We start from the raw sequence: 18,536 nt of genomic DNA, 5'->3' as shown, positions 1-18,536 counted from the left end.
GCCATGGAGGTCAGGGTTGATCTGGACCGTTGCGAGGCAAACGGTGTGTGTGTAGGGATCGCACCCGATATTTTCGACCTCGACGACAACGAGGAGCTCGTGATCAGTTCCGTGCGTCCGCCGGAGGATCGCTGGGAAGATGTCCGTTCCGCGATCGCTCAGTGCCCGCGTGCGGCGCTGACCGAACATCCGTGACGATGGTTGCCCAAAACAAGAACACGTTCTAAAGTTGCGAACTCGTGGGTCACGGCAATCGAGCCGGGTAACTCGACACACGACCGCAGAGAACCGGGAGAGCGCTTCGATGAATGCTGTGAACAGCCCAGAAACCAGTCTCGAAGGCAAGGTCGCCATCGTGACCGGTGCCGGATCGGGGCTCGGAAAGTTCGAGGCCATCGGTCTGGCGAAGGCCGGTGCGTCGTTGGTCGTCAACGATCTGGCCCCGAACGAGGCCGTCGAAGCAACGCTCGAGGAGATCCGCGGTCTCGGCGCCAAAGTCGAATTCGTGGCAGGCAACGTCGGTGAGCGTTCTACCGCCGACGCACTGATGGAAGCAGCGCAGGGGCAGTTCGGCAGTGTCGATATTGTCGTCAACAATGCCGGCGTCGTGCGCGACCGGATGCTGTTCAACATGTCCGACGAAGACTGGGATCTGGTACTCGAAGTTCATCTTCGCGGCCATTTCCTCCTGTGCCGCAACGCCGCTGCCTACTGGCGGGCGAAATCCAAGGAAGCCGGGGCGCCGGTGTACGGGCGCATCGTCAACACTTCTTCGGAGGCGGGCCTTCTCGGACCGGAAGGGCAGCCCAACTACGGCGCTGCAAAAGCCGGAATCACGGCGCTGACGTTGTCGGCCGCACGTGGGCTCTCGCGCTACGGCGTTCGGGCCAACGCGATCTGCCCGCGGGCACGGACGTCGATGACCGAAGGTGTGTTCGGCGACGCGCCGGCGGACGGCATCGATCCACTCTCGCCCGAGCATGTGGCGTCGCTCGTCTCGTATCTGGCGTCACCGGCGGCCGACGCCGTCAACGGTCAGGTATTCGTGGTGTACGGACCGATGGTTGCGCTGATGGCGGCGCCCGTCGTCGAGCAGCGGTTCGACGCAGAGGGGGATTCCTGGTCGCCGGAAACGCTGTCCGCGGTGATGGGTGACTACTTCGCCGACCGTGACCCGGCAAAGATGTTCTCGGCATCGGCGGCCCTGCGCGCGTTGGGCTGATCGACGGGGCTGATTCTCGGGTGCGCGACACGTAGAACCGTTGTTCACACTTAGACGGTCTACGTGTCCACTTCCTGGTAGAAATAGCGTGTTCACGAGTCGGTGGGCGCGGCACTCTGCCTGCGTTCTACAACGAGACCAACGGTCTCGAAAAAACTAGACTGTGTTCCAATTTTGCATTCCTGTGAACGATGCGATATTCGATCGACGTGCCCGGTCAAGGCTGGCACGGCAGCAGGGTCTCGATCCGGCGCCGATAAGCGCAGATCATTCAAAAGTATTAATTTCCAGGATATTTCGGCGAAAATCCCACCGAATAGGGATGCTTCCCATGGTCCGAACCTTCGGGTTTCGGATCGGCGCCGTGAGGCTACTTCTTAGAGTTGGACACTTGTTTTTGACAGGTGAACACGTTCTAGTTAATATGACCTGAGTCACAAGCTGTCGGGGGCTGGACTATGAGAACAGACAGTACTGCGGCAACCAAGGACGAGGAGGGCGAATGGTAGACCTCGTCGAGGTGCCATTACGAGCGGTCGGTGGCTTCTTTCAGATGTCCGCCCAAACCTTGAGGGCAGTCTTCTCCCGCCCCTTCCAGCGTCAAGAGTTCATCGATCAGGCCTGGTTCGTGGCGCGAGTCTCGATGGTGCCGACGGTGCTGGTCGCAATCCCGTTCACGGTGCTGGTCAGTTTCACCATCAACATTCTCTTGCGCGAGATCGGTGCAGCCGACCTCAGTGGTGCCGGAGCTGCGCTCGGTACCGTCACACAGGTCGGCCCCATCGTCACCGTGCTGATCGTCGCCGGCGCCGGCGCAACCGCCATCTGCGCGGACCTCTCGGCCAGAACCATTCGCGAAGAGATCGACGCCATGAAGGTGCTCGGTATCAATCCGATCCACCGGTTGGTCGTTCCCCGGGTGCTCGCGTCGACGGGAGTGGCGCTGCTCCTCAACGGACTGGTCTGCACCATCGGCATCCTCGGCGGTTTCGTCTTCTCCGTGTTCATCCAGGACGTGAATCCCGGCGCCTTCGTCAACGGCATCACACTGCTCACCGGATTCGGTGAGCTCATGCTCTCCATGGTCAAAGCAGGACTGTTCGGCATGATCGCCGGCCTGGTTGCGGCCTACCTCGGACTCAACGTCAAGGGCGGCGCCAAGAGCGTCGGTGACGCGGTCAACCAGACCGTCGTGTTCGCGTTCATGGCGCTCTTCGTCGTCAACGTGCTCATCACGACCATCGGTATCAAGTTGACGGCCGGATGAGGCACACGGCAGTCGGAGAGATCGAAGTGGACAGAACGACGAACGACGGACGGGAGGAGATCTGATGGCGTTGGCCGCAGCGGGACGCTTCCCGCGCACACGTCGACAGATCGGCTCGATCTCTCGCAGTATCGACAGCATCGGTGATCAAGCGCTGTTCTTCGCGAAGGCTCTCGGTCACGCTCCCAAGGCGCTGATGCGTTATCCGCGTGAAACTCTGCGACTGATCGCCGAGATCAGCATGGGCACCGGTGCTCTCGCCGTCATCGGTGGCACCGTCGTGATCGTCGGATTCCTGACGCTGTTCACCGGTGGCACCATCGCCGTTCAGGGCTACAGCTCGCTGGGCAACATCGGTGTCGAAGCACTGACGGGCTTCTTCGCCGCCTTCATCAACGTTCGCATCGCAGCGCCGGTCATCGCCGGAATCGGCCTCGCCGCGACCATCGGCGCCGGCTCCACCGCGCAGCTCGGTGCGATGCGCGTCTCCGAAGAGATCGACGCCCTGGAGACGATGGCGATCCCGTCGATTCCGTATCTGGTCAGCACCCGCGTCATGGCCGGCATGATCGCGATCATCCCGCTGTACTCCCTGGCGGTGATCGCGTCGTTCGTCGCCAGCCGCTTTGCGACGGTGTTCCTCTACAACCAGTCCGGCGGCGTGTACGACCACTACTTCACGACCTTCCTGATACCCACGGACATACTGTGGTCGTTCGCCCAGGCGATAGTCATGGCGCTGGCCGTCATGCTCATCCACACCTACTACGGCTTCAACGCAACCGGTGGCCCGGTCGGCGTCGGTGTCGCGGTGGGTAACGCAGTGCGCGCCTCGTTGATCGCGGTCGTCACGGTCACCCTGCTCATCTCACTCGCCATCTACGGCGGGTCCGGCAACTTCAACCTGTCGGGATAGGCGGGCAAGCGATGACCGTACCCAGATGGCACAAGAAGTTGGCCGCAGCCGGCCTGGTCCTCGGACTCGTGGCGATCGTCGCCGTTGCTCTCACCATGTTCTCGGGTGGGTTCACCAAGAGCACGCCCATCACCGTGACGTCCACGCGTGCAGGCCTGGTCATGGAACCGAATGCCAAGGTGAAGCTTCGCGGAGTGCAGGTCGGCCGCGTCGAATCGATCTCCCTCGTCGGCGACCAGGCAAACCTGAAGTTGGCGATGGATCCGGGCCAGATGTCGAAGATTCCGTCGAACGCCCGGGTGGAAATCAAGACCACCACGGTGTTCGGTGCGAAGTACGTCAACATCGTGATTCCCGACGATCCGTCGACCCAGCCGATCCAGGAGGGTGCTGTCATCGCCTCGGACAGCGTCACCGTCGAGTTCAACAGTGTCTTCGAACATCTTTCGGACGTACTCGCGAAGATCGAACCGGAAAAGCTCAACGCCACACTCGGCGCGATCTCCACTGCACTCAACGGGCGCGGCGAGTCGCTGGGTGAGGTTCTCGAGCTCGGTGACACCTATCTGAAGAAGATGAATCCGGTTCTGCCGCAGCTCCAGGAAGACTTGGTCGGCGCCGCCGATGTCACCAACCTGTACGCCGACGTGGCACCGGATCTGATGCGCGTCCTCGACAACGCCACCGCGACAAGCGGATCGATCGTGGCGGAGCAGGCAAACCTCGACCTGCTGTTGCTGAACGTCACCGGCCTCGCGGACACCGGCAACGCGTTGTTGACCGACAACGAGCAGAACCTGACCACCGCCCTCGACACTCTGACCGCGACGACGACCCTGCTCGACAAGTACTCGTCGGGTCTGACGTGCTTCATCGTCGGGTTGAACGACGGCCGGATCAAGTTCGAGCCACTGGCAGGCACCGGGGACAAGGCGGCACTGATGCTGAGTGCGAGCTTCATGTACGGCGCCGAGGCGTACCAGAACCCGCAATCTCTCCCCAAGGTCGCGGCCTCCGGTGGACCCAATTGTTATGGTCTGCCCGAATTCGATCCGAAGGTCGACGGGCATGCCCCGTTCGCAGTCACCAACACCGGCAACGTGCCTTTCGTTCCCAACACCGAACTGCGCGTCACCGTGCCGACCATTTTCCAGTATCTCTTCGGTGACTCCTACGAGCAGGAAGACGGGAAGTGATGAGACCGACCACGGTCAAGCTGCTGATTTTCACCGTCGTCATGGCGGTCATCTTCGCCGGACTGGCGATCGTCTTCAGTCAGGTGCGCTTCAGCAGCAGCAACGGATTTCACGCCACGTTCTCGGACGTCTCGGGACTCAAGTCCGGCGACAAGGTACGTATCGCCGGTGTTCCGGTCGGGTCGGTCACCGGAGTGTCCATCGGTGACTCCAACCAGGCCGAGGTCGAGTTCGACGTCGATACCAAGTACTCACTGATGAAGAGCACCAAAGCGACTGTGCGCTACGAGAACCTGGTGGGCGACCGCTACATGGAACTGCTCGAGGGCGCTGGTTCCACCGAGACGCTTTCGTCAGGTGGATCGATTCCAGTCGACCAGACGTCGCCCGCGCTCGATCTGGATCTGCTGCTCGGCGGATTCAAGCCGCTGCTTCGCTCTCTCGACCCCCAGCAGGTCAACGACCTCTCCGGGGCCCTGCTCCAAGTACTCCAAGGCCAGGGTGGAACATTGGTTTCGCTTCTGGGAAACACCAGTTCGTTCACCAGCACGTTGGCGGACCGAGATCAGCTGATCGGGGACGTCATCACCAACCTCAACGACGTACTCGGCACGATCAACGACAAGGGTGATCAGTTCTCCACCACGATCGATCAGCTCCAGCAGTTGGTCAGTGGATTGGCGAAGGACAGTGGCCCGATCGGTAATTCGATCACCGAGATCGCCGGCGCGACCGGAGATCTCGCATCGCTGCTGCAGGCGACACGTCCGGACATCCAGACCCTGATCGGGGAGACCAACCGAACGATGACGCAGCTGGACCTGGGCAAGGACGACATCAATACCGCTCTCGGTCGTCTGCCGTCCGACTACCGGAAGCTGATCCGAGTGGGCACGTACGGAGCGTTCTTCCAGTTCTATCTGTGCGCCAACACTTTCAAGTTCTCCGGACCTGACGGAACGACGATCATCTTGCCCACGGCAGTCCAGGACACGGGAAGGTGCGCAAAAGTCTCATGACCCCTACCCGTGAACGCAATCCGGTACAGATCGGTGTCATCGGTCTCGTCCTGGCGGTGGCAACCGTGGGTGCCACGCTTCAATACGATCAACTCCAGTTCATCAACGGCGGCATTCGCTACTCGGCGTATTTCCAAGATGCCGGCGGCCTGGTCGCCGGCGACAATGTGACCATGGCCGGAGTGAATGTCGGCAAGGTCAGCGACGTCGAACTCGACGACCAGAAGGTACTGGTCACCTTCACCGTTCAGGACGGCGTCGCCCTGGGCGAGCAGACCGCGGCCGACATCAAGACCAACACGGTTCTCGGCCGAAAGTCGTTGGCGGTGCGGCCGGAAGGATCCGGACTGCTGCGCACGGACACGCCGATTCCTATCGAGCGCACCAACTCCCCGTACTCGCTCAACGACGCGCTCGGCGACCTCGGTACCACGGTGTCCGAACTCGACACGGACCAGATCAACGATTCGCTCAACGCTATCTCGGACACGCTGGCCGATACTCCGCCCGAACTGCGCACCGCGTTGGACGGAATGACGCGGCTTTCGCAGAGCATCAACTCACGCGACGAGAGCCTGCTCCAATTGCTCTCGCGGGCCGAAGATGTCACCAAGATCCTCTCCGACAGAAGCGGTCAGATCGATTCGTTGCTGGTTGACGGCAACAAGCTGTTTGCCGAACTCAGCTTGCGGCGTGACGCGATCAGCGAACTGATCGTCAACACCGGCGCAGTCTCACGTCAACTGTCAGCGCTTGTGCAGGAGAACGAGGCTCAGATGGGGCCGACCCTCGAGAAGCTGAATTCGGTCGCCGAGGTTCTTCAGCAGAACAAGGACAACATCGCCGGGGCGCTCGACGGCCTCGGACCGTACATCACCGCGCTCGGCGAGACCGTGGCCAGCGGCCCGTTCTTCGATGCCTTCATCATCAACATTCTGCCGAGTAACTGGTGGAAGACCTTGGTGGACACCAGCGTCGCGCCCGAGCAGGTTCCGGGCGACCTGGAAGACTTCTTCCCCGGCATTCCACCGACGATCAGGGGGCCGGGAGAATGACCGAGACCATGACTTCACAGGATTCACAGGGCTCCACCAACCCACGCAAGAAGTGGGTGCTGATCGGAGCGGGCGTGCTGGTCGCGCTGCTCGTGGCGGGTGCGGCCTACCTCTTCATCCCTGGCCTGGGCAAGACCAAGATCTCCGCGCACTTCGTCTCGACGACAGGTCTCTACGAGGGCGACGTCGTGCGAGTGCTCGGTGTCAACGTCGGCAAGGTGACGAAGATCGAACCGCGTGATCGGGACACGTACGTCGAGATGAAGATCGACTCGAGCGTCGACGTTCCGGCAGATGCCAAGGCGCTCATCGTTGCTCAAAGCCTCGTGTCCGCACGCTTCGTGCAATTGACCCCCGTGTACTCCGGCGGGGAACAGATGCCCAATGGCGGCGAGATCCCGATCGAGCGCACCGCCGTTCCTGTGGAGTGGGACGAGATCAAGACCGAACTGACCAAACTGTCTGACGCACTCGGACCGGAGGGTCTGGACGATCAGGGTTCCCTCGGCCGATTCATCGACACCGTGGGAACGAACCTCGACGGTAACGGTGAGTCCATTCGGTCGACGTTGCGCGAACTCTCGGCCACGATGCACACGCTGTCCGAAGGCCGGACCGATTTGTTCTCCACCATTCGGAACCTGCAGGCGTTTGTCACTGCGTTGTCCTCGAGCAACGAGCAGATCGTGCAGTTCAGCGGTCACCTCGCTTCGGTGACAAGCGTTCTCGCAAGCAGTTCCGACGAGTTGGGCACCGCCCTCAGCGATCTCGACCTGGCGGTGGGCGACGTTCAGCGGTTCGTCAAGGACAACAGCGAGGGACTGAGCGAATCGGTCGCGCGTCTGGCCGATGCCACCCAGGTACTGACGGACAAGCGCCCGGAGATCGAGCAGGTTCTGCACTCCGGACCGACGTCGCTTGCCAACTTCTATCAGATCTACAAACCGGCTCAGGGCAGCATGACCGGCGCAATTGCACTGAGTAACTTCAAGAATCCAATCCAGTGGATCTGTGGTTCCATCGAAGGCATCGACAGTGGTAACTCCCAGAACAGTGCCGACCTGTGTAAGCAGTACCTCGGGCCGGTGCTCAGCACGATGATCGGCAACTACCCCGGATTCCTGTTCAACCCGGTCGCGGGCGTGCAGGCTTTCCCGGATCAGATCGTCTACACCGAACCGGGATTGGAAGCGGCAAGTCAGAATCAGCCGGAAACTGTCGCAGGACCGATGTCAGGTGCTCCCATGACGAGTGTTCCCAAGGATCTCGCCGAACTCTTCAACATGGGCGGAGGGAACTGATGCGGGTAGCTCGCAAGACCACGGTTGCCGTGTTGGCCACGGCAGTGGCACTCGGCGCCAGCGGTTGTGAATGGAACGGTCTCAACTCTGTGCCGATGCCAGGAACTCAGGGCCGGGGCGAAGGCGCATACGAGGTCCAGATCGAGATGCCGAACGTGACTACCCTGTCGCAGAATTCGCCCGTTCGGGTGGATGACGTTGCAGTGGGAAGCGTTTCGAACATCGAGGTTCAGGGCTGGCACGCTCTGGTGACGGTGTCGCTGAATCCCGAGGTTCAGTTGCCTGCCAACGCGACGGCGAAAATCGGCCAGACCAGCTTGCTCGGCTCTCAGCACATCGAGTTGGCACCGCCGGTTGGAGAAGAGCCCGAGGGCCGCCTCGAAGCCGGTGACTTGATTCCCATCGAGCGGGCGGGCGCTTACCCGACGACGGAACAGACGCTGTCGTCTCTGTCGGTTGTTCTCAACGGCGGCGGTCTCGCTCAGGTTCAGGACATCACGAAGGAACTCAACGCCGCTCTCGGTGGGCGTGAAGATTCCGTTCGAGACCTCCTGCCTCAGCTCGATCAGCTGGTCGGAAGTCTGGACAAGCAACGAGGCGACATCGTTTCGGCGATGGAAGGACTCGATCGACTGTCCTCGACCGTCCAGGCACAGCACGACACCTTGAACAAAGCGCTCGAAGGTATTCCGCCGGCACTCGAGGTTCTTGTCGCTCAGCGTCAGGACATCACCAACGCGTTGACCTCCCTCGGTGGTCTCAGCGAGGTGGCGAGCCGTGTCATCCAGGAGAGCGGCGACGATTTCGCGACCAACGTTCGGGCTCTTTCGCCGACTCTGAAGGCCTTGGCGGATTCGGGTAACGCTCTCACTCAAGTTCTCGGAGTCCTCTTGACGTTCCCGTTCCCACAGAACGGAATCGACAACGTCATCCGCGGTGACTACGCCAACCTGGCGATGACCATCGACATCTCGCTGCCCCGACTCGACGCGAACTTCCTCACCGGAACTCCGTTGGCAGGAACACTCTCCGGCCCGGAAGGTGTGTTGGGTAAGCAGGCCGGGCTCGCCGGACAGACAGGCAACCCGTTGAGCGATCCGCTCAAGCCTGCCGCACCGCCGGCTCAAGCTCCCGCCGGACAGGCTCCCGCTGCGCAGGCCCCGGCAGCGGATCCGAATACCATTCAGATTCCGGGACTTCCGCCGATCAACATTCCAGGACTTCCTCAGGGGGCACCGGCACCATGATGCTCACAAAGTTCGTCCGTATCCAGCTCACCATCTTCGCCGTCTTGACGGTCGTCGGTTTGATCGTGATGGCCACTCAGTACGTGCGTGTTCCGGCGATGGTCGGTATCGGCCGTTACGACGTCACTGTCGAATTGCCCGCCACCGGTGGGCTGTACAAGAACTCGAACGTCACCTACCGCGGTCAGACCATCGGTGTCGTGAACGCGGTGGAGCTCTCGGAGACGGGTGTGAATGCGCGACTGTCTCTCGAGAGTGGCGTCAAGGTTCCGTCGGACGTCGATGCTGCGGTCAAGAGTGTGTCGGCGATCGGCGAGCAGTTCGTCGACCTGATTCCGCACACCGACAGCTCCGGAGCGATCGTCGTCGACGGGCATCTGGAAAACGGATCGGTGATTCCCGAAGACCGAACCAGCATTCCGCAGGATGTCGGCGCGATGCTCGATCAGGCAGATCTGTTGCTGCAGAGCATTTCCGACACCAAGCTCAAGACCGTCATCGACGAATCCTTCAAGGCGTTCAACGGTGCCGGCCCGGATCTGCAGAAGCTGATCGACTCGGCTCGGCTGTTCGTCGAGGAGGCGAACAACAACTCCGACGCGACCAAGACGCTGATCGAGCAGGCCGGTCCACTCCTGGACACTCAGGTGGTCAGCAGCGACGCCATCCGTTCCTGGACAAGCAATCTGGTGACGTTCACCGACCAGCTCCGAGCCAGCGACCCTGATCTGCGTGCCGTCATCCAGAAGGGTCCGGCCGCAGCGGCGGAGGCGAATGCTCTTCTGCAAGACATGCAGCCGACATTGCCGATTCTTCTGGCGAACCTCGTGTCCGTCGGACAGGTCGGCGTGATCTACAACAACGCGATCGAGCAGATTCTGGTCATCTACCCGCCGCTGGCCGCAGCGCTGGTCACGGTGGCAGGCTCCGGCCCGGCTGCGGATGGTGCACTGGTGGACTTCCACATGGAGGTCAACGACCCGCCGCCGTGCACTACAGGATTCCTGCCCGCAGAGCAGTGGCGCAGTCCGAAGGACGAATCACCGATCGAGACGCCGTCGGATCTCTTCTGCCAGGTTGCCCAGGATTCGCCGATCGCCGTGCGCGGCGCGAGAAACCTTCCCTGCGAGGAGTATCCGGGACGTCGTGCGCCGACGGTCGAACAGTGCCGTTCCGGCTACGTACCGATGGGCACGAACCCGCAATCCGGGCCTCCGGAACCGATTACCGCGACCCCGAGCTCGTACACGTCGACGCCTTCGGTCTCGGCTCGTCGGTACGATCCGATTACAGGCACGTACATCGGGCCGGACGGAAGGACGTACTCGCAACCGAACCTCGGTGGCGGCGACGTCAGTCTCGAACAGTTCATGAAGGGTCAGCAGGGTTGATGACAGACGAAGATCCACAGGCCGGGCAGCGGGTGCGCCGTCGCGCGTCCCGCAGCGCCGGACCCACGGGTGCGGATGCAGACGCTGCCGCGGTAGTAGTGCCCACCGAAAAGAAGTCGGCCGAACAGAAGCCAGCCGAGCAGAAGGCGGCTGAGCAGAAGGCGGCTGAGCAGAAGGTGGCGGCGCCAGTTGCTTTGGGCAAGCCCGATACTCCACCTGAGAAGGTCGTCAGCGGTGATCAGGTCGCGACCAAGGCTGAGCAAGCCGGCACCGCCGAAACCCCCGCAGAAACTGCTGTGGACACCCCTGTTCGTTCGAAGCCCAAGGCCGGGTTGGTAGTCGGGATCGCCGTTGCTTCGGTGATCGCTGTTGCTCTTGCGGCCCTGACGGTGTTTCTTCTCGTCGACCGGAACAAGGCGTCCAATGCCGACGAGGACCGAGCGCGCTACGTGGCCGGTGCCCGGACCACCGCACTGAATCTGACGACACTGCACGCGGATACAGCGGCTGCCGACCTCGACAAGTTCCTCGCCGGCACCACCGACGAGTTCAAGTCGCAGTTCGACGGACGCAAGGATTCGTTTGTCAACGTCCTCGGGCAGGCCGGAGTTCAGACCGACGGCGAGGTACTCGAAGCCGGGTTCGAGAAGTCCGACGGCGATTGCGGGACTTCATTGGTCGCGGTGCGTGCGATGCAGAAGAACGGCGACGAAGCGCCCGCTGAACGCAACTACCGACTCCGAATCACCATGTGCGACGTCGACGGGCAGTTGCTTGCCTCGAATGTGGAGTTTGTGCCATGACCTCAGAAGTAATCCCCGAGACGTCCAAGCCCAAGCGCGTCTCACCGCTCGCCATCGTTCTGTGCGTCATCAGTGCAGTGGCCATCGCGTTGGCGGCAGTGTCGGCGTATCTCTACTTCGGTCCGGGTGGAACGCGTGACATTGCGGCGATCGATCAGACCAGAGACGAAGTGGCACAGGCCTCTTCCGATCAGGCGGTTGCGATGTTCCAGTACGACTACAACAACGTCGACCAGCAGTTGCACGCGGCCACAGACGGTTTGACGGGCGATTTCCAGGGCACGTTCACCAACCTGATCGAATCGGTGATCATTCCGGGAGCCAAGGAAAAGTCGCTGACCGTTCAGGTAGTCGTCCAGGGCGCCGCGGTTCTCGACGCCGAGGCAGACAGTGCGACGACGATGCTGTTCCTCAATCAGATCACCACGTCTTCGGAATCACCCGAAGCCGTCGCCAGTGGTAGTCGCGTCAAGATGAGTCTGGAGAAGCAGGACGGGCGTTGGCTCGTGAACAACGTCCAACCCTTCTGATCAAACACACCAAGGGCTGGATCCGGCCATGAAACAGGCTGGGGCCGCAGAGATTCACCTCTGCGGCCCCAGCCTTTGTGCACTGTCCTCAGTGGTCTTGTGCTTCGGCCGGGGCGATCAGCGCCGGACCTGCGGCACCGCCGTGCGCGAGCGCGTCGAGGAACGAGCGTGCCCAGCGGTCGACGTCGTGGGTCAGGACCTGACGACGTAGCGCACGCATGTGGCGTCGGCCGTCCTCTCGCGGTTGATTGAGGGCCTTCTCCATCGAATCCTTGACGTCGTCGAGGTCGTGGGGATTGCACAGGAAAGCCTGGCGGAGTTCTGCTGCAGCGCCGGTGAATTCGCTGAGCAGCAATGCGCCGCCCAGATCACTGCGGCAGGCGACGTACTCCTTGGCGACCAGGTTCATACCGTCACGCAGCGGCGTGACCAGCATGAGGTCGGCAGCGACGAAGAACGCGACCAGTTCGTCGCGTGGAATCGGCCGATGGATGTAGTGGACGACGGGGCGACCGACTTCGCTGAACTCGCCGTTGATCCGGGAGACCTTCTGCTCGATGTCTCCGCGCATCTGTACGTAGCTTTCGACGCGTTCGCGGCTCGGGGTCGCCAACTGCACCATGACCGTGTCGGCGGGATCGATGCGCTTCTCCATGAGAAGTTCGTGGAGTGCGGCGAGCCTGACGTCGATGCCCTTGGTGTAGTCGAGGCGGTCGACGCCCAGCATGATGTGCTTGGGGTTTCCGAGTTCTTTGCGAATCTGCTTGGCGCGGTCTCGAATTGCCTTGGTGCGTGATAGCTCGTCGAGCTTGCCGGAGTCGATGGAGATGGGGAATGCACCGACGCGGACGCTACGGAAACCTACTTGCACCACACCGAGTTTGGAGCGGACGCCGACGGTTCCGCGCGAAGTCTGCTGTCCGGCAAGGCGTCTGGCCAGGTAGAGGAAGTTCTGTGCGCCACCCGGAAGGTGGAAGCCGATGAGGTCGGCGCCGAGGAGGCCTTCGACGATCTCGGTGCGCCACGGCATCTGCATGAACAGCTCGACCGGGGGAAACGGAATGTGCAGGAAGAATCCGATGGTGAGGTCGGGGCGCAGCATCCGCAGCATCTTCGGTACCAACTGCAGCTGGTAGTCCTGGATCCAGACGGTTGCGCCCTGAGCCGCTGCCTTGGAAGTGGCTTCGGCGAACCGCCGATTCACCTCGACGTAGGCGTTCCACCATTCGCGGTGGTACTCGGGTTTGACGATGACGTCGTGATAGAGCGGCCAGAGGGTGGCGTTGGAGAACCCCTCGTAGTACTCGTTGATCTCCTCGGCGCTCAGCGGCACGGGGTAGAGCTCGAGTCCGTCTTCGACGATCGGGTCGAGATCGGCGTCGGGCACGCCCGCCCAGCCCACCCACGCGCCCTGATTGCTGCGCAGAATCGGCTCGAGAGCGGTGACCAGTCCACCGGGGCTCCGCTTCCAGCGGGTGGTGCCGTCGGGAAGCCGTTCCAAGTCGACGGGCAGGCGGTTCGCTACGACGACGAACTCAGCCTGCCCGGACACGGTGTCACCGGTCGAAGAAGCAAGTGCGCTGTCAGAAAGGGTTGAACTGGTCGAATCCGGACTGACAGGCACGTGGTTCCTTCTCGGTCGGTGAGGGAAAGATTCAGTCGAGCTTGGCGGCGGGAGAGATACCGAGCATCGAGAGCAGCATCCTGCACTCGTCGGCATCCTCCGCGTATGCAGCGACAACGTGCTGCGCCATGCGCGCTGTTTCCTCGGCGACGGTCTCGATTTCCTCGTCCGCGATCTCGGTTTCGACGGTCGTGTTCTCAGCCATCATGTTCCTCTCGTGCTTGCCTGCACGGCGCAAGCAATGTTTCTTACTCGCGACTCTATGAGAACTGGGCGTGTCGACGCTAGTTGCTCATGTATTAGGGTCGACTTACTTATCTCTGTACTCAACTTTATCGCTTCCATCGATGCTTGGAGTTCCATGAGTTCGACCCCCTCGAGTGTGACCGTCGACTCGGACGAGCCCGATAGTGGCAATCACAGTGGTGCTGCGATTTTGCGACGCGTCCTCGTCCGCAACCGTCGCCCGCTCGCTATCGGCACGGTTCTGGTCTGTCTGCACCAACTGACCGAGACGGCGGTGCCGATCTCCATCGGTGTGATCATCGACCGTGCGGTGGAGACTTCGGACACCACGGCCCTGATCGTCTCCATCGTCGGCCTCGCGGCTCTGTTTCTCGTTCTGACGGCCGCGTGGCGCTTCGGTGCACGCTTCATCGTCACCGCGATGCAGCAGGAGGCTCATCGCCTCCGGCTCGAGGTGGCGCACCGCGTCCTCGATCCGCGTGGGGTGCGCACCGATCTGCGTTCAGGTGAACTGCTGACTGTTTCGACATCGGACGCCGAGCAGACTTCGTGGATCGCGGACATCGTCCCGCGCGCGGCTGCGGCCCTGACGGCTGCGGTCGCGTCGGCCGCGGCTTTGGTGTGGATCGACCTCTGGCTGGGATTGGCCGTTCTGATCGGAACGCCGGTCATTCTCGGTCTGCTGCAATTGGCGGCGCCGCTCATCACGTCGAGGGCCACCGGTCAGCAGGCGTCGATCGCGCGGGCGTCGGCGATGGCTACGGATCTGGTCAGCGGATTGCGTCCACTGCGCGGTATCGGTGGTGAGAAGACCGCGTCGGCTCGCTATCGCACAGTCAGCCGTCAGGCGCTCGCGTCGACGATCGGCACGGCCAAGGCGACCGGTATCTACACCGGCGTTGCCGCGACCGTCAGTGCGTTGCTCGCAGTCGGTGTTGCGGGCTTCGCCGGATACTTCGCTTTGCAGGGCCGGATCACGGTCGGTGAACTGATCACCGTGGTGGGGCTTGCGCAGTTCATCATCGAACCGCTCGGATTGCTTGCGTCCATTCCCGGATACTTCGCGGTGGCGCGGGCGTCGTCGGATCGACTGGCATTGGTCTTGGACGCGGAGCCACTGCGGGGCGCGGGTTCGCAGACCGAACTCGAAGGCACCGACCTGACCCTCGACGGAGTCGAGTACAAGTCGCTCAAGGGCATCGACTTGCACCTGCCTGCGGGAGAACTGCTGGGCGTCGTGGCTTACCAGCCGCAGGACGCCGACGCTCTTGTCGCGGTCCTGTCCGGTCAGCTGGCTCAGGGCGCGTATCGCGGAGTGGTGAGGGTTGGCGGAATCAGCCTGTCCGACATGGACTTGCGATTGGCGCGTCGGACGGTGTTGGTGGAGCCGCACATCACCGATCTGTTCTCCGGGTCCCTCGCCTCGAACGTCACTGCGGGCGCCGGCGATGCCGCTGCTCTCGACATCCAGAGCGCTCTGGCAGCGTCGGCAGCGGCGGATGTCGTCGACGCACATCCGGACGGTCTCGATCTCGAAGTGACCGATAGAGGCGCCAGTTTGTCGGGAGGTCAGCGACAACGCGTCGCCCTCGCGCGCGCCTTGGTGGCACAGGCACCCGTGATGGTCCTGCACGATCCGACTACGGCAGTGGACGCGGTGACCGAGGCGTCTATCGCCGAAGGAATCGCAGAACTGCGGCACGAGGGTGCCGGTGGCATCCACACGACGGTATTGATCACCAGCAGCCCCGCTTTGCTGGCTGTGACGGATCGAGTGATCGTCTTGAACGACGGAGTGATTGCCTCGATCGGCACACATTCCGAACTCTCTCGCGGCGACGCGAACTACCGAGGAGCGGTGCTGCGGTGACGGCCACGGACATGACAACCGATATGCCGGCCGGGGAGAACGCGGAGAAGGTGACCGAGCGCGAACTCTTGCCGATCGCGGGTGGTCGACAGACCTGGAAGTGGTTGCGAGCAGCGCTGGCCGAACACCGGATGCAGAGCCTGTTGGTCCTGATCGTCGCGGCTTCGGCGTCGGCGATGGCCTTGGTGCCGATTTACGTATTCGGTGTCCTGGTCGACCGGGTCCGGGACAACGCGCCCACGTCGACGATCGTCGGGGTGGTCGTGATCATCGCCGCCGCCGCAATCGTGGGCGGTGTGTTCACCGGTGTGGCCGCCTATCTGATCAAGCGACTCGGCGAGACGATTCTGGCGGACCTGCGCGAGCGAACCGTGGACCGGGCACTGCGCCTCCCGATCCAGACCGTCGAGAAGGTCGGCAAGGGCGATCTGCTCTCACGAGTCGGCGACGATGTGTCGGTGATCGCCAAGGCCGTGTCCGACGTGGTTCCCGGCATGATCGCAGCAGTTCTGCTCGTGGCTCTGAGCATGGTGACCATGCTGGGACTCGACTGGCGCCTCGGCCTCGCCGGAATGGTCGCGCTGCCGATGTACGCGCTGGCGCTCAAGTGGTACCTGCCGCGATCGGCTCCCATTTACGCTGCCGAGCGGGTAGCGATGGGCGCTCGTTCTCAAGCGCTCATCAGCAGCCTCCAGGGTGCCAAGACGGTCCGCGCGTACAGCCTCGAGAAGGAACACCTCGGTCAGATAGATGCGGCGTCGTCAAAAGCGCGTGATCTGGCCGTCGGCGTGTTCGGCCTGTTCACGAGGTTCGCCGGTCGCGGTAACCGCGCCGAATTCGTGGGCTTGTCCATGATTCTCGTCGTCGGATTCCTGCTGGTCCGTGAGGACGTCGTGACAGTCGGCCAGACGACGACTGCTGCTCTGCTGTTCCATCGCCTGTTCAACCCGATCGGCTCGCTGCTCTACACCTTCGACGAAGTGCAGTCGGCCGGCGCCAGCCTCGCGCGACTGGTCGGCGTCGTCGAGATCGAGGAAACGGAGCCTTCGACGGATGCAGGTTCCGTTCCGGCCGACGGTTCGCTGCGTCTGGACGACATTCGGCACAGCTACGACGGTGGCCATGAGGTTCTCCACGGAGTGAGCCTCACCTTGCGAGCGGGGGAGCGCGTGGCGCTCGTCGGTTCGACCGGAGCCGGAAAAACGACGCTTGCGGCGATCGCTGCCGGTTCGATCACTCCGACGTCGGGGCGGGTGTCGATCGGTGGTGTCCCGCTTGCCGACCTCGACGACCTACGACGCCACATCGCGATCGTGAGTCAGGAGGTCCATGTTTTTGCCGGGCCCCTGATCGAGGATCTGAGGTTGGCCGCTCCCGAATCCTCGGACGAGGACGTAGCCGCGGCGCTGCGGACGGTCGGCGCGTACGAGTGGGTGGAGGCTCTCGACGAGGGAATGTTGACCGTCGTGGGCGAAGGCGGGCACGAGATGACGGCGGCACAGGCGCAGCAGTTGGCTTTGGCGCGACTGGTGTTGGCCGACCCGGCCGTCGCGGTACTGGACGAAGCAACAGCGGAGGCGGGCAGCGCCGGAGCACGGGAACTGGAAGCGACTGCCGAAGCCGCTACGGAGGGCCGCACCACTCTGGTTGTTGCACACCGGCTTACACAGGCCGCGGGCGCCGACCGAGTGATCGTGCTCGAACACGGACAGATCGTAGAAGAAGGCCCGCACCGCGAACTGGTGTCCGCGGGCGGGCGTTACGCACAACTGTGGGCGGCCTGGGAAGGTCGCGACTGAGGGGTTTGTTCAGACGATCAGGTTAGGTACCCGCCGCCGTGGGGGAAGAACTCGGCGGCGGTGTACTCGCTGCCGTCGTCGAGTCGGACGCGCTCGATCCGCAGTCCCTTGTTCTTGCCCGACCATGCGTCGGGGCCCGCGACGATCACCATGCCGTCGTCCTCCTGGATGAACACTCGGCCGGGGGTTCCTCCGTAGTGCCCGCGTGAGACGGACGCCTTCAGGATGCGGATGCGCCGGCCCTTGAACTCCGCGAAAGCGTTGGGGTACGGATCGGACTGTGCCCGGACGAAACGCTCGATGACCTCGGCCGGCCAGGACCAGTCGACGTGGCTGTCCTGTGGTGCGCGCTTGTGGAAGAACGTGGCCTGCGATCGGTCCTGCGGCGTCCAGTCGGTACGGCCGGACGCGATCAGATCCAGGGCGTCGAGTGTGATGGGGCCGATCATGTCGATCGTGCGGTGGAACAGATCGGTGACGGTGTCGGTCGGGCCGACCGTCGTCGATCGCTGCAGCACGATGTCGCCCGCATCGAGTTCCTCGTCCATCAGGTGCGCCGTGAGGCCGACTTCTTCTTCGCCGTTGATCAGAGCCCAGATGAGCGGGGAGAATCCCGTGTACTTGGGCAGCAGCGAATCGTGGATGTTGAGGGTGCCGTACTTGGGTGCGTCGAAGACCTCCGCAGGCAGCCAGGTACGCCAGTTGTTGGCGACGATGATGTCGGGAGCTGCTTCGGCCAGCGCGGCTTTGAAGGCGTCGTCAGGCTTGTTCGCCACGTGAACGGGTACACCGTTCTCGGCCGCCAGATCTGCAACCGAGTCCGCCCACATCTGTTCGTAGACGTGCTCACTCTTCGGGTGTGTGATTGCCAGCACGACCTCGTGATCGGAGTCGATCAAGGCCTGCAGGGTACGGTGGCCCCAGGTTTGGTATCCGAGCGTAGCGACTCTCAACGGGGGTCCTCCTGGACGAGCATGGGCTGGGGTTGCGGTCACACGACCGCCCATCAGCTTAGGCTATCCAACCAAAATTGTTGATCACACGTACGAG

The 18,536-nt window shown here is 62.5% G+C and carries 17 protein-coding genes; 14 read left to right on the top strand and 3 right to left on the bottom strand.

What is annotated here, in order from left to right:
- Nucleotides 1–3: 3 nt before the first annotated feature.
- The 12 genes from ABX74_RS16700 (at nucleotide 4) to ABX74_RS16645 (ending at nucleotide 11,947) form a co-directional block, all read left to right on the top strand.
- Nucleotides 4–195 (top strand): ferredoxin, encoded by a 192-nt coding sequence (locus tag ABX74_RS16700; RefSeq protein WP_007734330.1) that lies wholly within the window; start codon nucleotides 4–6, stop codon nucleotides 193–195.
- 109 nt (nucleotides 196–304) lie between these two features.
- Nucleotides 305–1,222, top strand: coding sequence for a 3-oxoacyl-ACP reductase (locus ABX74_RS16695; RefSeq protein ID WP_007734334.1), 918 nt, complete (start codon nucleotides 305–307; stop codon nucleotides 1,220–1,222).
- Between the two features lie 502 nt (nucleotides 1,223–1,724).
- Complete coding sequence (locus ABX74_RS16690) at nucleotides 1,725–2,489, top strand: MlaE family ABC transporter permease (RefSeq protein ID WP_003945687.1); 765 nt, start codon at nucleotides 1,725–1,727, stop codon at nucleotides 2,487–2,489.
- 64 nt (nucleotides 2,490–2,553) lie between these two features.
- Nucleotides 2,554–3,405 carry an MlaE family ABC transporter permease gene (locus ABX74_RS16685; RefSeq protein ID WP_003945759.1) on the top strand — a complete coding sequence of 284 codons (852 nt, stop codon included), beginning with the start codon at nucleotides 2,554–2,556 and terminating at the stop codon, nucleotides 3,403–3,405.
- 11 nt (nucleotides 3,406–3,416) lie between these two features.
- A complete protein-coding gene (locus ABX74_RS16680) occupies nucleotides 3,417–4,601 on the top strand; it encodes an MCE family protein (RefSeq protein ID WP_047889261.1) in 1,185 nt (394 codons plus the stop codon).
- Nucleotides 4,601–5,620 carry an MCE family protein gene (locus ABX74_RS16675; RefSeq protein ID WP_019746999.1) on the top strand — a complete coding sequence of 340 codons (1,020 nt, stop codon included), beginning with the start codon at nucleotides 4,601–4,603 and terminating at the stop codon, nucleotides 5,618–5,620. The genes ABX74_RS16680 and ABX74_RS16675 overlap by 1 nt, the downstream gene beginning before the upstream one ends.
- Nucleotides 5,617–6,675 (top strand): MCE family protein, encoded by a 1,059-nt coding sequence (locus tag ABX74_RS16670; RefSeq protein ID WP_021332433.1) that lies wholly within the window; start codon nucleotides 5,617–5,619, stop codon nucleotides 6,673–6,675. The genes ABX74_RS16675 and ABX74_RS16670 overlap by 4 nt, the downstream gene beginning before the upstream one ends.
- Nucleotides 6,672–7,976, top strand: a complete 1,305-nt coding sequence (locus ABX74_RS16665; RefSeq protein WP_019747000.1) for an MCE family protein — start codon at nucleotides 6,672–6,674, stop codon at nucleotides 7,974–7,976. Before ABX74_RS16670 ends, ABX74_RS16665 begins: the two co-directional genes overlap by 4 nt.
- Nucleotides 7,976–9,223: an MCE family protein gene (locus ABX74_RS16660; RefSeq protein WP_020968506.1), complete on the top strand. Its 1,248-nt coding sequence runs from the start codon at nucleotides 7,976–7,978 to the stop codon at nucleotides 9,221–9,223. The genes ABX74_RS16665 and ABX74_RS16660 overlap by 1 nt, the downstream gene beginning before the upstream one ends.
- Nucleotides 9,220–10,614 (top strand): MCE family protein, encoded by a 1,395-nt coding sequence (locus ABX74_RS16655; protein WP_019747002.1) that lies wholly within the window; start codon nucleotides 9,220–9,222, stop codon nucleotides 10,612–10,614. Before ABX74_RS16660 ends, ABX74_RS16655 begins: the two co-directional genes overlap by 4 nt.
- On the top strand, nucleotides 10,614–11,417 hold the full coding sequence (locus ABX74_RS29975; protein WP_082148518.1) for a hypothetical protein: 804 nt from the start codon (nucleotides 10,614–10,616) through the stop codon (nucleotides 11,415–11,417). The genes ABX74_RS16655 and ABX74_RS29975 overlap by 1 nt, the downstream gene beginning before the upstream one ends.
- On the top strand, nucleotides 11,414–11,947 hold the full coding sequence (locus tag ABX74_RS16645; protein ID WP_047889260.1) for a twin-arginine translocation pathway signal: 534 nt from the start codon (nucleotides 11,414–11,416) through the stop codon (nucleotides 11,945–11,947). The genes ABX74_RS29975 and ABX74_RS16645 overlap by 4 nt, the downstream gene beginning before the upstream one ends.
- Before the next feature lie 88 nt (nucleotides 11,948–12,035).
- Here ABX74_RS16645 and ABX74_RS16640 read toward each other — a convergent pair whose 3' ends face one another.
- On the bottom strand, nucleotides 12,036–13,499 hold the full coding sequence (locus ABX74_RS16640; protein ID WP_020906320.1) for a trehalose-6-phosphate synthase: 1,464 nt from the start codon (nucleotides 13,497–13,499) through the stop codon (nucleotides 12,036–12,038).
- A gap of 103 nt (nucleotides 13,500–13,602) precedes the next feature.
- Complete coding sequence (locus tag ABX74_RS30425) at nucleotides 13,603–13,779, bottom strand: hypothetical protein (RefSeq protein ID WP_019747006.1); 177 nt, start codon at nucleotides 13,777–13,779, stop codon at nucleotides 13,603–13,605.
- 153 nt (nucleotides 13,780–13,932) lie between these two features.
- Here ABX74_RS30425 and ABX74_RS16635 point away from each other — a divergent pair, with 153 nt between their 5' ends.
- A complete protein-coding gene (locus tag ABX74_RS16635; protein ID WP_080712656.1) occupies nucleotides 13,933–15,687 on the top strand; it encodes an ABC transporter ATP-binding protein in 1,755 nt (584 codons plus the stop codon).
- 11 nt (nucleotides 15,688–15,698) lie between these two features.
- Nucleotides 15,699–17,486 (top strand): ABC transporter ATP-binding protein, encoded by a 1,788-nt coding sequence (locus ABX74_RS16630; RefSeq protein ID WP_411269030.1) that lies wholly within the window; start codon nucleotides 15,699–15,701, stop codon nucleotides 17,484–17,486.
- Between the two features lie 17 nt (nucleotides 17,487–17,503).
- Here ABX74_RS16630 and ABX74_RS16625 read toward each other — a convergent pair whose 3' ends face one another.
- Nucleotides 17,504–18,439 carry a methionyl-tRNA formyltransferase gene (locus ABX74_RS16625; RefSeq protein WP_020906323.1) on the bottom strand — a complete coding sequence of 312 codons (936 nt, stop codon included), beginning with the start codon at nucleotides 18,437–18,439 and terminating at the stop codon, nucleotides 17,504–17,506.
- Between the last annotated feature and the right edge of the window lie 97 nt (nucleotides 18,440–18,536).

Origin of the sequence: Rhodococcus sp. ARP2 (assembly GCF_001029585.1) — a bacterium.
Taxonomy (GTDB): domain Bacteria; phylum Actinomycetota; class Actinomycetes; order Mycobacteriales; family Mycobacteriaceae; genus Rhodococcus_F; species Rhodococcus_F erythropolis.
This window is presented reverse-complemented; position numbering and strand designations above follow the sequence as displayed.

Excerpts from the sequence above, each read along its gene's own strand:
- ABX74_RS16690 (WP_003945687.1), top strand. The coding sequence starts at position 1,725 with ATGGTAGACCTCGTCGAGGTGCCATTACGAGCGGTCGGTGGCTTCTTT.
- ABX74_RS16655 (WP_019747002.1), top strand. The coding sequence starts at position 9,220 with ATGATGCTCACAAAGTTCGTCCGTATCCAGCTCACCATCTTCGCCGTC.
- ABX74_RS29975 (WP_082148518.1), top strand. The coding sequence starts at position 10,614 with ATGACAGACGAAGATCCACAGGCCGGGCAGCGGGTGCGCCGTCGCGCG.
- ABX74_RS16680 (WP_047889261.1), top strand. The coding sequence starts at position 3,417 with ATGACCGTACCCAGATGGCACAAGAAGTTGGCCGCAGCCGGCCTGGTC.
- ABX74_RS30425 (WP_019747006.1), bottom strand. The coding sequence starts at position 13,779 with ATGATGGCTGAGAACACGACCGTCGAAACCGAGATCGCGGACGAGGAA.
- ABX74_RS16660 (WP_020968506.1), top strand. The coding sequence starts at position 7,976 with ATGCGGGTAGCTCGCAAGACCACGGTTGCCGTGTTGGCCACGGCAGTG.
- ABX74_RS16635 (WP_080712656.1), top strand. The coding sequence starts at position 13,933 with ATGAGTTCGACCCCCTCGAGTGTGACCGTCGACTCGGACGAGCCCGAT.
- ABX74_RS16700 (WP_007734330.1), top strand. The coding sequence starts at position 4 with ATGGAGGTCAGGGTTGATCTGGACCGTTGCGAGGCAAACGGTGTGTGT.
- ABX74_RS16675 (WP_019746999.1), top strand. The coding sequence starts at position 4,601 with ATGAGACCGACCACGGTCAAGCTGCTGATTTTCACCGTCGTCATGGCG.
- ABX74_RS16670 (WP_021332433.1), top strand. The coding sequence starts at position 5,617 with ATGACCCCTACCCGTGAACGCAATCCGGTACAGATCGGTGTCATCGGT.
- ABX74_RS16695 (WP_007734334.1), top strand. The coding sequence starts at position 305 with ATGAATGCTGTGAACAGCCCAGAAACCAGTCTCGAAGGCAAGGTCGCC.
- ABX74_RS16645 (WP_047889260.1), top strand. The coding sequence starts at position 11,414 with ATGACCTCAGAAGTAATCCCCGAGACGTCCAAGCCCAAGCGCGTCTCA.
- ABX74_RS16630 (WP_411269030.1), top strand. The coding sequence starts at position 15,699 with ATGACAACCGATATGCCGGCCGGGGAGAACGCGGAGAAGGTGACCGAG.
- ABX74_RS16685 (WP_003945759.1), top strand. The coding sequence starts at position 2,554 with ATGGCGTTGGCCGCAGCGGGACGCTTCCCGCGCACACGTCGACAGATC.
- ABX74_RS16665 (WP_019747000.1), top strand. The coding sequence starts at position 6,672 with ATGACCGAGACCATGACTTCACAGGATTCACAGGGCTCCACCAACCCA.